The 12041-nt window shown below is 36.8% G+C and carries 15 protein-coding genes; 9 read left to right on the forward strand and 6 right to left on the reverse strand.

Annotated elements, in window-relative coordinates; all coding sequences use genetic code 11:
• Window positions 1-34: 34 nt before the first annotated feature.
• Window positions 35-916 (reverse strand): LysR family transcriptional regulator, encoded by an 882-nt coding sequence (locus tag J2S05_RS02475; RefSeq protein WP_306979572.1) that lies wholly within the window; start codon window positions 914-916, stop codon window positions 35-37.
• A gap of 145 nt (window positions 917-1061) precedes the next feature.
• Here J2S05_RS02475 and J2S05_RS02480 point away from each other — a divergent pair, with 145 nt between their 5' ends.
• The 3 genes from J2S05_RS02480 (at window position 1062) to J2S05_RS02490 (ending at window position 3621) form a co-directional block, all read left to right on the forward strand.
• The gene (locus J2S05_RS02480; RefSeq protein WP_442319997.1) at window positions 1062-2267 is read left to right on the forward strand and encodes an MFS transporter; all 1206 of its coding nucleotides are present in this window, start codon (window positions 1062-1064) and stop codon (window positions 2265-2267) included.
• 28 nt (window positions 2268-2295) lie between these two features.
• Window positions 2296-2745: a pyridoxamine 5'-phosphate oxidase family protein gene (locus J2S05_RS02485; protein WP_306979574.1), complete on the forward strand. Its 450-nt coding sequence runs from the start codon at window positions 2296-2298 to the stop codon at window positions 2743-2745.
• A gap of 243 nt (window positions 2746-2988) precedes the next feature.
• Window positions 2989-3621, forward strand: coding sequence for a helix-turn-helix domain-containing protein (locus J2S05_RS02490; RefSeq protein WP_306979576.1), 633 nt, complete (start codon window positions 2989-2991; stop codon window positions 3619-3621).
• Window positions 3622-3728: 107 nt separating this feature from the next.
• Here the strand turns inward: J2S05_RS02490 and J2S05_RS02495 are convergent, their stop codons facing one another.
• Both J2S05_RS02495 and J2S05_RS02500 read right to left on the reverse strand, forming a co-directional pair.
• Window positions 3729-4940, reverse strand: coding sequence for a GNAT family N-acetyltransferase (locus J2S05_RS02495; RefSeq protein WP_306979578.1), 1212 nt, complete (start codon window positions 4938-4940; stop codon window positions 3729-3731).
• 134 nt (window positions 4941-5074) lie between these two features.
• Window positions 5075-5575, reverse strand: coding sequence for a membrane lipoprotein lipid attachment site-containing protein (locus tag J2S05_RS02500; protein ID WP_306979580.1), 501 nt, complete (start codon window positions 5573-5575; stop codon window positions 5075-5077).
• A 232-nt stretch (window positions 5576-5807) separates the two neighbouring features.
• Between J2S05_RS02500 and J2S05_RS02505 the strand changes: the two genes are divergently transcribed.
• The 5 genes from J2S05_RS02505 to brnQ all read left to right on the forward strand — a co-directional run bounded on the left by J2S05_RS02505 (window position 5808) and on the right by brnQ (window position 9374).
• Window positions 5808-6362 carry a Rossmann-fold NAD(P)-binding domain-containing protein gene (locus J2S05_RS02505; protein WP_306979581.1) on the forward strand — a complete coding sequence of 185 codons (555 nt, stop codon included), beginning with the start codon at window positions 5808-5810 and terminating at the stop codon, window positions 6360-6362.
• Window positions 6363-6421: 59 nt separating this feature from the next.
• Window positions 6422-6742 (forward strand): hypothetical protein, encoded by a 321-nt coding sequence (locus J2S05_RS02510; protein ID WP_306979583.1) that lies wholly within the window; start codon window positions 6422-6424, stop codon window positions 6740-6742.
• 29 nt (window positions 6743-6771) lie between these two features.
• Window positions 6772-7323, forward strand: coding sequence for a YdcF family protein (locus J2S05_RS02515; protein WP_306979585.1), 552 nt, complete (start codon window positions 6772-6774; stop codon window positions 7321-7323).
• A gap of 76 nt (window positions 7324-7399) precedes the next feature.
• Window positions 7400-7846, forward strand: coding sequence for an 8-oxo-dGTP diphosphatase (locus J2S05_RS02520; RefSeq protein WP_306981066.1), 447 nt, complete (start codon window positions 7400-7402; stop codon window positions 7844-7846).
• Window positions 7847-8036: 190 nt separating this feature from the next.
• The gene (brnQ, locus tag J2S05_RS02525; RefSeq protein ID WP_306979587.1) at window positions 8037-9374 is read left to right on the forward strand and encodes a branched-chain amino acid transport system II carrier protein; all 1338 of its coding nucleotides are present in this window, start codon (window positions 8037-8039) and stop codon (window positions 9372-9374) included.
• A 259-nt stretch (window positions 9375-9633) separates the two neighbouring features.
• Here brnQ and J2S05_RS02530 read toward each other — a convergent pair whose 3' ends face one another.
• Window positions 9634-10215 carry a LysE family translocator gene (locus J2S05_RS02530; protein WP_306979589.1) on the reverse strand — a complete coding sequence of 194 codons (582 nt, stop codon included), beginning with the start codon at window positions 10213-10215 and terminating at the stop codon, window positions 9634-9636.
• A gap of 55 nt (window positions 10216-10270) precedes the next feature.
• Here J2S05_RS02530 and J2S05_RS02535 point away from each other — a divergent pair, with 55 nt between their 5' ends.
• Window positions 10271-10882, forward strand: coding sequence for a helix-turn-helix domain-containing protein (locus J2S05_RS02535; RefSeq protein WP_306981068.1), 612 nt, complete (start codon window positions 10271-10273; stop codon window positions 10880-10882).
• A 63-nt stretch (window positions 10883-10945) separates the two neighbouring features.
• Here J2S05_RS02535 and J2S05_RS02540 read toward each other — a convergent pair whose 3' ends face one another.
• Both J2S05_RS02540 and J2S05_RS02545 read right to left on the reverse strand, forming a co-directional pair.
• On the reverse strand, window positions 10946-11269 hold the full coding sequence (locus J2S05_RS02540) for an AzlD domain-containing protein (protein WP_306979593.1): 324 nt from the start codon (window positions 11267-11269) through the stop codon (window positions 10946-10948).
• On the reverse strand, window positions 11266-11988 hold the full coding sequence (locus J2S05_RS02545; protein WP_306979594.1) for an AzlC family ABC transporter permease: 723 nt from the start codon (window positions 11986-11988) through the stop codon (window positions 11266-11268). The genes J2S05_RS02540 and J2S05_RS02545 overlap by 4 nt, the downstream gene beginning before the upstream one ends.
• Between the last annotated feature and the right edge of the window lie 53 nt (window positions 11989-12041).

Here is a 12041-nt window from a genome sequence, read left to right on the forward strand (position 1 = left end):
CTTTAACCCGTAACAAGCATAGCCTTGTTACGGGTTAGTTGTGTTTGTATGTTTCTAATATGTGAGAAATGAGTTTTTGTGATGTGGCAGTTACATGATGATCTTCGTTCCAACATACGCCAATTTTTCTGCGACATTCGGTTGATTGTACAGGGATTTGTACGATTTTATTTTCCTTAGCTTCTGCAATTTTAGGTAATAAAGAAATGCCCAAACCCGAGGCAATTAGGCCAGCAATGGTCTGAACTTCTTCCCCTTCAAATGTCACGGTTGGGGAAATGCCAATCGTATGAAAGATTTGATCTGTCGTATGTCTCAGTGAATAACCTTCTTTTAAGAAGATAAATGAATCATGCTCAACTTGTTTAAGCTTTACTTCTACTTCATTTGCAAGGGGATGAGATGTGGGAAGGGTAATAAATAATTCCTCACTTTTCAAGAGTTCCCAGCGATTTTTTTGTTGTAATGGTACTTCAGATAGTAGGCAAACATCGATCTGTCCAGCATCAATAAGCTTTGTTAATGTATGAGAATTATTTTGGACAAGGTTTAATTTAATTTTAGGAAAACGAATCATGAAGGATCGAATGAGCACAGGAATGAAGTCGGGACCTAATGTATGTAAAAATCCTAGTGTCACTTCACCACTATTTGGGTCTAGCAGTTCGGCTAGCTCTTTTTTTGCCTCGTTTAATTCAAATGTAATCCGATTGACTCTTTCTAAAAATAACTTGCCGTACTTATTTAAAACGATTGATCGGCCTTTACGATCAAATAAAGGAACACCTAATTCTTCTTCTAAACGTTGAATGGAACGACTTAATGCTGGCTGAGAAACAGATAATAATTCGGCCGATTTTGTCATGTGTTCCGTACGGGCTAGTGTCTGAAAATACTCGAAATGATGCCACTCCACAATAAAACCCTCCACTCATTCATACCTTTTATGCATTGATTCTATATTTATAATACATTATACAGCATCTGTCATGACTGATAGGATGAATAGGAAGCCAAATAGAACAGATGAAGGAATGTTTAATGTGCGAATGAATGATGTTATGAAGGACACACAGTATATAAAAAAAGGGACAAAGCTTTATCATAAAACAAACTTGGCATTTTTTGTTGCAGGGTTTAACACATTTACCATTTTGTATTGTGTTCAGCCATTACTTCCTACCTTCACTCACCATTATGAGATTAGTCCAACCGTAGCAAGTTTATCACTTTCTTTGACAACTATTGCACTTGCCATAGCCATGCTTTTTTTTGGCTCACTTTCAGATGCGCTTGGTCGAAAAAAAGTAATGTTATTCTCAATGATTGCAGCCTCAATTATTTGTCTCGTCATCCCATTTAGTCCAACGTTTCAATGGTTACTTATTCTAAGAACCATACAAGGGATCGCTCTAGCAGGGTTACCTTCAATCGCTATGGCCTATCTTAGTGAAGAAATATCCCCAAAAAGTTTGGGCGCGGCAATGGGTTTATACATCTGTGGAAATGCGTTAGGTTCTACATTTGGACGCATGTTTTCAGGAATGGTGTCAGGGGTAGCTGATTGGCAGACTGCTATATTTTTAGTCGGGATCATCAGCCTTATTGCAAGCATCATATTCGGGCTCTTTTTGCCTCGATCGTCCAATTTCCGCCCTTCTAATCTTGATGTGGGAAGAATGGGTCGTTCATTAAAAGGTCATCTGTTAAATGGTAAGTTAATTTGTTTATTTATCTTAGGTTTTATCTTACTGGGAACGAATGTAGCCATGTTTAATTACATGAGCTTTACGTTGCTTGAAGAACCGTATTCACTGAGTCAATCTGTTGTTAGCTCAATCTTTCTATTTTTTATCCTAGGTATGGTAAGTTCAATTATTGCTGGGAAAATGGTAGACTCTTACGGGAAAAAAAGAACGGTAATTATAAGCCTAAGTATTGTTTTAGTAGGGGTAGCCTTAACACTTAGTTCTAATCTACTTTTGAAGTTGGGTGGAACTGCTATATCTGTTTATGGAATTTTTAGCGGTCATTCAGTGGCTAGCAGTTGGGTCGGCGCAATCGTTAGTCAAAACAAAGCGCAAGCAACCTCTCTATATCTATTCTTTTATTACGCAGGATCAAGTGTGATTGGTACACTTGGCGGAGTGATATGGTCAACAATAGGATGGAATGGTGTAGTATGGATGAATATACTTTTTATTGTCATTGCTTTCTTCATCATGAACATTTTATTTAAGAAGAGTGAAAAAGATGCAGTGGCTTAAATCGAATTAAAAGATTGGGGTAGATAGAATGAGAATGATCCAAGAGAACAAATCTTCTAGATCTCTGCTGCAAGACATTCTGACTCGACCACTTTTTGCACACTTATCTACAATGGATGAAGGTGGGCCGCGTGAATCGCCCTTATGGTTTTACTGGGACGGTGAGTTCATTTGGATGCTGGGGAGTTACCAAACAAATTCCTTTCCAAAACGAATAGAGGCAGAGCCAAGGTGCGCAATTGGCATCGTAGATTTTAAGGTTGAAACAGGGCTTGTCCATCATGTAGGCTTACGGGGAAAAGCTCATCTTGAGCCTCAGTATGAGAATCTAGTAAAACGATTGTTAAGCAAATATATGGGGGAAGTAGAGAGGTGGGATCCTAGATTTCATGCGGTTTTGGGTGACAAAGACTGGATATTTGTCAAATTTTCACCAGAGACCGTTGTGGTTAGGGATCAATCGTATTCTCTTCAATAGATGGAGTTAAAAAAAGATACAGACGATGGGTGACTGCAGCCTGATATAACTAAGTTTTTCAGTTTTATATCAGTATGTGTGATTGTTTAAAATGATATATCCCAATGTGACTTATCACTATCACAGTACTGAAAACCATCAGTTGAGAAGTTTAAAAGATTTTATTGGTATGATTCTTCTTTATCTCACAACCATTAAAATAATAAAATGACAACAATCATATTGAATAAGGAGCGTTGTATAATGTCATTAGGTTCTAATATTAGCCATAAAAGAAAATCACTAAAGTTATCTCAAGAATATGTAGCTGAACAACTGGGGACTAGTCGAAAAGCACTATCAAAATGGGAAACAAATCAATCAGAACCCTCCACGAACAATCTAATAAATTTAGCTGAATTATTCGATAGTGATATTAAAGAATTAGTTTCACCTGAGGAATATGTGAATGAAAAAAAAGACGCAGAAAATCAAATAAAACAAGATAGAAAAGATATAAACATGCAAATGTCAGCTGCCTTTGGTCGAATACTTATGTTAACTAGCTTTTTGGGTTATATTGGTGCGTTTTCTGATCCTTCTTCCTATCAACTTCCTAATTGGTATTTAACCATTTGGTGGGGTGGGATATTCTTGATTGGAGCAGTCTTAACATTTATCGGGGCAAGGGATTACTTTATTAGAAAATCAGGTCCCAAAAATGTTATATGGCTTGATTTATTATTTGTTTTTTCTTATTTTCTCTATGGACTATTGCCTTTTGAAACTGGTATAAACGGATTTATTATAATGTTTTATGGTATTGGAATTTTGAGTATCCAAAATATCAAATTTTTCATACCTACGTGGAGAAAATCAAAGTCATTTATTGAATAATTTTCCGGGTGGAAAGCTTCTGACAATAAAGGAATATTAGAGCGAATAAAAAGCAATCAGATGAAAGGGGGTGCCTCTCATTTGATTGCTTTTATTGTTGTGAAATCTTAAAAATAATCCGAGAACCAAGGTTCATTATCAGGAATAATTCGTTCCAAATACTGAATGGTTTCTTCTGAGGCAGTGAGTCGGCCAACTTCTTTTAAATTGGATGCGCGTTTGTAATTAAGTAACATGGTGCATAGCGTTTGAACATCTAGTTCAATCACATGATGCTGGGTTTTATCAGCTTCAGAAATATCTTTAGTTGTATTCCATTCAAATGAGAAGGTTCCATTATTCCACTCTAGCATAGGGTCAGTGAGGTGAATCGTTAAGCCTTCATCAACTTGTTTAGTAAAAGGAAAATCTAATAGAAATTGCTTTGCATCAACTAATCTCGCCATATAATAAGGTGAGATTTTTTCTTCAATTTCACCATCATCTAAGAAAAAGGATAGCGGTTCATTTTGAAAAATTTTACCTTCAACATAATAGACCATTGAAAAATGGGCACCAATAAAGTTCCAAAGACCTCTACGTGCATCTTCGTTGTTAAAGATCATCTCACGAACATAAAACGTTTCATTCTCAACCTTGTAGTACATATAGCCAGTAGGACGGTGTGCTTCGTCATAATAAACACACGCTGAAAGATCGTCCCGTTCCCAACGGAAATGTTCATCCCACGCAAGTTCATTTCGAATCATCGCAGCATTTTCTTTTTTTGAGAAATCCGAGTACGTTTGTTTGATATCTGAGTGATCCCACTTTACTCGTTCCATTCTTCCTTTTACTTCATAGGATTTAGGAATCTGTGTATCTCGTACTTTATACGTGATAACATCTGAAATAATTTCCCAGCCTTTTTTACGATAATAAGGAATGGAGTAAGGGTAGAGGTAGGAGATCGTCTGACCGGATTCTCTCATCTTTTGAAGACTTTGTTTCATTAGATCATTCATTAAACCGAGGCCTGCGTACTCTGGATAGGTACCTACACCAGTGACTCCACCCATTTTAAAATTCTTACCATGAATATTGACGCTAAAAGGGTATACAACCAGTTGTGAAATCAATTTTTCACCGGAAAACCACCCAAGACCGTCACATTGTTCAAGTACAGGTTTCTTCCAATCATTCGGACTTTGTCCTCTTATTTGAGCTAAGTCTTGATTAGTTACCTGAAATACATATGTTAATAAATCCGCAGACTGGTCCACGTGCTGGACTCCTATAGGTCGAATATCCAACGATCGCTTAATCTCCTGCATTGACATTCTTTTCACTGTCCTTTTTTATCCGTTTAACCTTAATGTAACACAAGTATATACAAAAACCTATCGTGTTTAAGCGATTTTACTAGTCAGAGGAAAGGATTTCATACATGTTATTAGCAATTTAGAGTCTAGTCTTAATCCGCAGTTTCTGTTTCAGTACCGAGTATAAGCGATGATGTATAGATACTATCATCATCTTCATCACTAAAAAGGTGAACTGTGAAGAGCTGAGCTTCTAGTTCTTCATCAACTTCTTCAGGTGGCGAATCAACGAAGCTTTCACTGCGGAAATCAATTTCTTCACCAATCTCAGATGAACGTTGGTCCAATTCTTCTGAATCCGCAGGGATATGTTCCTTGATTAGATCCATTGCTTCCTCATATGTTCGTTCAGGATGATCAGTTGCGGAGAAATTAAGTTGAAGGAATGCAGCTGTGTCTACTACAAATCCTGCAGCTACATATCCGGTTTCATCCGCGTAAGTGAACATAAATGTATCCTCATCTTCACCTATTTGATTTTCTCCATATTCACTTATAAATTCTTCTTCACTATCTCCAAGGCCTACCATACTGCCTCCACTACAAGCGGTTAAAGCAAAAGCTGTCCCAACGATAAATATATACTTCTTCATGCTCATCCTCCTAAAATCTGTTTTATTTATCTTTACCTGTAAAGGGGAGAGCTCAAACCTTTTTACTGGATAGAAGGAATTGAAATACTAACCAATAAGTATTGATTGAAAAATAATGCATTATCCTAAATTATGATAAAATATTCATATATATCTAGATTGATTGAACGAAGAGAGATAGCTACCTCTGTCATTTAGTTATAAAAATCTATCCTTAAATGGAGGTTGTTTAATGAATCATGTTCTTATCCTTGGTGGAACCGGTATGCTTCTTAAAGCAACGAAATGGCTAGATGAAAAGGCAGATTCCACTGTTGTTTACGGCAGGCAGATCCATAAAGATCCATGGTTGCTTCAAAGGTCAAATCAGGATGATGGATTTATTTTTAGTGAACTAGATTATAAAGATATAGGTCACTTAAAGGCGTCTATTCGTGAAGCTATAAGTGCCAATGGACCGGTTGACTATGTAGTAGCTTGGATACATGGCACAGAGCCGAATGCTTTACATACAATCCTTGCAGAATTGAACATGCTTCAAAATGAGCAGTATCGTTTATTTCATATAAAGGGTAGTGCCAGTAAGGACCCTAAAGGAATACAAAATAAAATGAACATACCAGAAAATTGCTTATATCGTGACGTTATACTGGGTTTTTGCATTGAAGGTCAGCAATCAAGATGGCTGACACATGCTGAAATATCTGCTGGAGTTATTGAAGCCATTGAATTTGATGCTCAGACGAAGGTCATTGGTACGGTTACACCTTGGGAGAGAAAACCTTAAGTCAAAGTAGCTTTGGTTTAAACTGTGAGTGTTAATTTATCCTTCAGGAGCTGAGTCTAGTGGAATGTATATGTAACAGAGATATTTTTAATATAAAAATTGAAGCTGATATAGCGGCGGACCCTTTTTGGTGTAGCCATTGCGGCTGTAATTTAGATATAGATGATTTTCCACTCTCACGTTCTCTAAAAAAAGAATTAATTAATTGGGTAACTGAATATGGAAGGTGGTTAGATTGGAGCACAGAAGAGTGGCTTCCTGGAGGAAAAAAGCTCGAAGTGGAGCATAACAGTTATGGCTTACTCTTAACTGAAAAAGTAAAGAGTGAGCTAGGGGAAGCATATTCCATTCATTTTTCTTCATCGAAAATGATTATTTAATTCGATGAAGTCTTTAAAAGGGGATTAGAATGATTAATACAATTGATTGTATAACAAGATTTATCTTTGTTGAGACAGACATAGGACAAGCCGATGTCATACTTATTCCAGGTGCCGATCACCCGCCGTTAATGGAGAGGGCTTCTGAACTATATCGAAAAGAGTTAGCTCCATTTATTCTCCCATCAGGTGGTGCCAAGCCCCATGTGAAAATGACAGAGTGGCAATACTTACGAGATATCGGGTTATCACTTGGAATTCCAAAGTCCATTATTTTAAAGGAAGACCAGGCGCAGCACACTCTAGAAAATGCAGAATTCTCTTGGCAAGTATTAAGAAAAGAAAAGATCTGCCCTAAAAAGGTTATCTTAATTTGTAAAGCGGGACATTCGCGTCGGGCATTATTGTCGTATCAGGCAGTTTTTCCAAAAGAGACAAAATTTTATATCTCAAGTGTCACTGATCGGTTTGACATTACAAAAGATAATTGGTATTTATCAGACGTAGGGATCAAACGTGTTATGAGTGAAGTGGAGAAGATAGGTAAGTTTTTTGGGCCGCTTATTTCAGGTATGTACTAAAAAATTATAATTAACGTTCGAGATTACATATAGAGAAAAGGAGGGTGATCGTTTGTCAGCTATTAAATTGTATACGATGTGTATCGTTCAGAATGAAAAGAATGAAATTCTCCTTTTAAATCGTCCGGATAATCGTGGATTTCCAGGATACATAGGACCTGGTGGAAAAGTAGATTTCCCAGAGAGTCTCACAGAAGGAGCTATTCGTGAGGTAAGAGAAGAAACAGGATTGCAGGTCACTAACCTGGAGTATAAAGGGTTGGATGAGCATGTGGATCCAAAAGAGAATGAGAGATATATGGTGTTTAATTACCTGACAAAAACGTATGAAGGTGAATTATTGGAGTTACCACCAGAGGGTGAACTGCGTTGGGTCTCAATAGAAGAAGCGATGGAGCTACCGATGCAGTGGTGGTTTAAGAGAAGATTGCCTTTATTCTTTAAACCAGAAACATTCGAAATCTATTCAAAATATGACAGTGAGTTAAAGCAAGTGCTAGAACTTTCAGTTAAGCATACTTAATAATGGGTTACATATAGCTTAGCTTACATGATGCTCAGGTGTTTTTATGTGCGGTAATTTAGAGTGGGATATAAACCCATAGTTTTGGTACTATTTAAGTCTGGCTTTCATTCAAAAATTCTCTTATACTGGGCAACGGACTAGTTTTATTTAGGGTCATAGAAAACCGTATTTAGGGAGTTTTTGTCACGTGTCTAGTAAAGTACCAGCTTCATTTACTGTTGTTATTGGTTTGATGTTATTTGCATTATTTTTTGGTGCAGGGAATTTAATCTTTCCTGCGATGTTAGGTCAATCAGCGGGTGAGTCTGTTTGGATAGCGAATGCAGGATTTTTGGTTACTGGCGTTGGATTACCTTTGTTAGGTGTCTTAGCCTTTGGATTTTCGGGGAAAGAGGATCTCCAAGCATTGGCCAGTCGTATTCATCCATTGTTTGCCCTTGTTTTCACACTAATTTTATATTTATCGATAGGTCCTTTTTTCGCGATTCCAAGGACTGGTGGGGTTTCATTTGAGGTTGGGGTGAAGCCATATTTACCTGATAGTATGGCTAGCTTGGGTTTGTTTGTATTCACAATCCTTTTCTTTGCGGTTACGTGTTTGATTTCTCTGAATCCTGATAAAATTATTGATATTGTAGGAAAAATTCTTACACCAATAAAATTAGTGTTTATAGGAATTTTAGTGATTGTGGCCATTGTGAATCCGCTTGGGAATTTCCAAGCTCCTGTTGGACCATATATAGATCAACCGTTTTTTAAAGGATTTCAAGAAGGCTATCTAACGATGGATACATTAGCTTCTTTTGTTTTTGGGATTATGATTATTCAGGCTATTAAGCAAAAAGGTGCCAAGACAACGAAACAATTAATGAGTGTTTGTTTAAAGGCAGCTACGATTGCTGCTGTTATATTGATGGTCTTGTATACCTCTTTTGCTTTTTTAGGTGCTTCCAGTGTCGAGCGAATAGGATATGCAGATAATGGAGGCACAGTATTAGCTGAGGTTTCTTCCATCTATTTTGGTCAATACGGTGCATTGCTTTTAGGATTAATGATTACGATTGCCTGTTTAACTACGAGCGTAGGACTGATCACGTCTTGCTCAACTTATTTCCATAAACTCTTTCCGAAATTATCATATAAATCGTTTGCCATCTTGCTTTCTGCCTTTAGTATGGTCGTGGCTAATGTAGGGCTTACACAGTTAATCGCCATTTCAGTTCCTGTGATGACCGTAATTTATCCCGTAGCAATTATATTAATCTTTCTTACCTTTTTACATCCATTGTTTAAAGGCAGTCGATATGTTTATCAAGGGTCTATTTTGCTTACATTAGTGGTCAGTTTATTTGATGGTCTGAATGAAGCAGGGGTAACGATCGCATTTATCCATGAACTATTTGTAAGCTTCTTACCTTTCTACGAGGTTGGACTTGGATGGATTGTTCCAGCTATCATTGGTGGGTGTATTGGATATCTTCTTAGTCTAATGGTGAAAGACCAGCAATCAACCGTAAGTTCATAAAGATCATTAAAAGCTTGTTCCAGTAAAGGGAACAAGCTTTTTTGTGGTAGGGTTTGGAGTGAAGTCATTCAACTGATTTCATTTTTATTAGATATCAAGGGGGGAAATAGAGTGAAAAGGGCATGGAATTAGTAAAGAAAGTTAGATATCAGTAATGAGAGATAAAAATCAGTAAAGAGAATAGATATATCAGTAGTGAAGGCTAGAAATCAGTAAAGAAAGAGATTTGTAAATGAGCAGACAGAAATTATGCTAGAGCTTAAGCAAGAACAATAGACAAAGCACTATAAACTAACAATAAACTCATAATAATATTAAAAGGTTTTCTATATTGAACCAAATACTTTTGGAGTATTGTTCCAAACAGGCTCCATGTAAACGTGCTTACTAAACCAACAAATCCTAAAAACATAGAGAAAAGTAAGTAGTTAATTGCTGTTTCATAGTAAGGGAGGATAAAGGTTGTTACGACAGTGATGCTAAATAATATCCCTTTTGGATTCACAAATTGTAATAGGATTCCGATCGTGAAGAAACTTTTTGTCTTTTTCATTTTTTCATTACTTGCTTTGCTTGTGAGTATTTTATAGGCTAAGTACAACATATATCCTACTCCTAAGATGGCTAACGGCATTTCAACGATAGGTAGATACTTTATAAGGGTCCTATTAAAGAAACTACTTAATAATGTAAGTAGAAAAAAGCCAAGTCCTACACCTAAACTAAATCTGGCTGTCTTTTTTAAGCCGTAATTTGTAGCCAATGCCATTGCCGTAATGGTATTTGGCCCTGGAGTGAAACTTGTTACAAAGACAAAGACTAAAAAAGAAAGGATATACATAGAAGCCTCCCATTGAATCGTGTGTTATAATGACCAAAATGAACTATATAACGCTGTGCTTTTTATTATACATAACGGTCTATATATTGTATATAGGGGAAGGTATGTGCAAATGGAGGAAATTCATCAGATTCTTGCGAAGAATTTAAAGGCAATGAGAGAAAAGGAAAAATTAAGTCTCGAAAAATTGTCTCAATTAAGTGGCGTTAGTAAAACAATGATTGGTCAAATAGAGAGAGGAGACTCAAGTCCTACTCTGACGACAATATGGAAAATAGCTAATGGTTTAAAAGTTTCCTTTACCTCATTAGTTCATAATCCGCAGCCTGATAGTAAAGTGATTTTAAAAGAAGATGTTCAACTAATATCAGAAGCCAATGGACGTTTTAAAGCATATCCTTACTTCCCATTTCAAGATGATCGGAGATTTGAAATATTTACAATTGAAATGGAAAAAGAAGCAATACGTGAGTCAACTCCCCATAAAAGTGGAACGGAGGAATACATCACTGTTTTTGAGGGAGAACTGACCGTTATTGTAGGGGAGAGCAAGTATACATTAAAAAGCGGGGATTCTATTAGGTATAAAGCTGATCGACCACACACATATGCTAATAATGGAGACCTTTTAACAAGGTTTAATATGACGATTTATTATCCTGGCTAAGTATATACCTCAACAAAAAAACCAACGTTCTCTTAGTGAGAATGTTGGTTTTCCTTTATCTATTCAAAAAAATATACGAATCAACGCCATAGCCACGACCCCAGTTATCACTGTATAGGATAAGCTTTTAGTCCAGATCGCAACAAACAGAGTGGGGATGCCTGCAAAGAACGCGGTAAAGTCTAAACGAATAGATCCGTGTTCACTTTCCATTAATAATTCATCCATAACTAAGGCGGTTAGAATACAAATCGGGATATACGAAAGCCATTTTAGGAAGGACTCTGGCAGTTCTAGTTTTCTAACAAAAATGAATGGAAGAATTCTTGGAATGATTGTGACGAGAGCACAACCTATTAAGATCCAAAACATGTAGGAACTCATCATTTATCTGTTACCACCCCAATCGTTGCAGCAATCACTGTAGATAACAGCACAGCGATATGTGAAGGCATTATCATACTAAGGCCAACCATCAAAAGTATGACGTAGGTCATTACTAATAGGTAATGTTTTATTTTTGATTGTAATACGTTCTCTAATTGTAAGATAAGTAAGGCTACAAACATCGCTGCAAGCGCATAATCTAACCCTAATGCCTCAGGGTTAGAAATCCATTGACCCAACACTGCCCCAAGAATAGTTACGGCAATCCAACAAAGGTATGCAGTGATATTTAAACCATTCATCCATTTATCATGTAAATAAAGCTGTTTAGAAGCTTTTGTAGTAGCTACTCCAAAGGTTTCATCTGTCACAAGCGCCCCAATACCTATATTTTTTAATAAAGAATATTGCTTGAAATAAGGAGCGATTGTAAGGCAAAGCAAAAGATGTCTCAGGTTTACGACAAATGTAGTCAGAATAATAGCGGCGATAGGAGCCTGCGCAACCATTAATGCACAGATTATAAATTGTGCAGACCCTGCGTATACCAAAATGGATAAGCAGGCAATTTCCCATACGCTTAGATTAGAGGCCGTGCCAACGATACCAAAGGCAAAGCCAACACTCATGTAACCAAATAAAGTAGGTACACAATCTTTAAAGCCTTGAAGATACGTATCGTTTTCATTTAAAAGTACATCTGTTTTTTGTAGTTCCATAACGATAGTCCCTTCGCGTTCAATTTCTTAACAACTCTTAGAATATGTTCTTT

Source organism: Alkalicoccobacillus murimartini (genome assembly GCF_030813245.1).
In the GTDB taxonomy this organism is placed as follows: domain Bacteria; phylum Bacillota; class Bacilli; order Bacillales; family Bacillaceae_D; genus Alkalicoccobacillus; species Alkalicoccobacillus murimartini.

What these genes read in the sequence shown, in the direction of transcription:
- J2S05_RS02505 (WP_306979581.1), top strand. Translation starts at nt 5,808, where the DNA reads ATGAATCATGTTCTTATCCTTGGTGGAACCGGTATGCTTCTTAAAGCA.
- J2S05_RS02540 (WP_306979593.1), bottom strand. Translation starts at nt 11,269, where the DNA reads ATGATGAGTTCCTACATGTTTTGGATCTTAATAGGTTGTGCTCTCGTC.
- J2S05_RS02495 (WP_306979578.1), bottom strand. Translation starts at nt 4,940, where the DNA reads ATGTCAATGCAGGAGATTAAGCGATCGTTGGATATTCGACCTATAGGA.
- J2S05_RS02515 (WP_306979585.1), top strand. Translation starts at nt 6,772, where the DNA reads ATGATTAATACAATTGATTGTATAACAAGATTTATCTTTGTTGAGACA.
- J2S05_RS02480 (WP_442319997.1), top strand. Translation starts at nt 1,062, where the DNA reads ATGAAGGACACACAGTATATAAAAAAAGGGACAAAGCTTTATCATAAA.
- J2S05_RS02500 (WP_306979580.1), bottom strand. Translation starts at nt 5,575, where the DNA reads ATGAAGAAGTATATATTTATCGTTGGGACAGCTTTTGCTTTAACCGCT.
- J2S05_RS02520 (WP_306981066.1), top strand. Translation starts at nt 7,400, where the DNA reads ATGTGTATCGTTCAGAATGAAAAGAATGAAATTCTCCTTTTAAATCGT.
- J2S05_RS02485 (WP_306979574.1), top strand. Translation starts at nt 2,296, where the DNA reads ATGAGAATGATCCAAGAGAACAAATCTTCTAGATCTCTGCTGCAAGAC.
- J2S05_RS02490 (WP_306979576.1), top strand. Translation starts at nt 2,989, where the DNA reads ATGTCATTAGGTTCTAATATTAGCCATAAAAGAAAATCACTAAAGTTA.
- J2S05_RS02530 (WP_306979589.1), bottom strand. Translation starts at nt 10,215, where the DNA reads ATGTATATCCTTTCTTTTTTAGTCTTTGTCTTTGTAACAAGTTTCACT.
- J2S05_RS02545 (WP_306979594.1), bottom strand. Translation starts at nt 11,988, where the DNA reads ATGGAACTACAAAAAACAGATGTACTTTTAAATGAAAACGATACGTAT.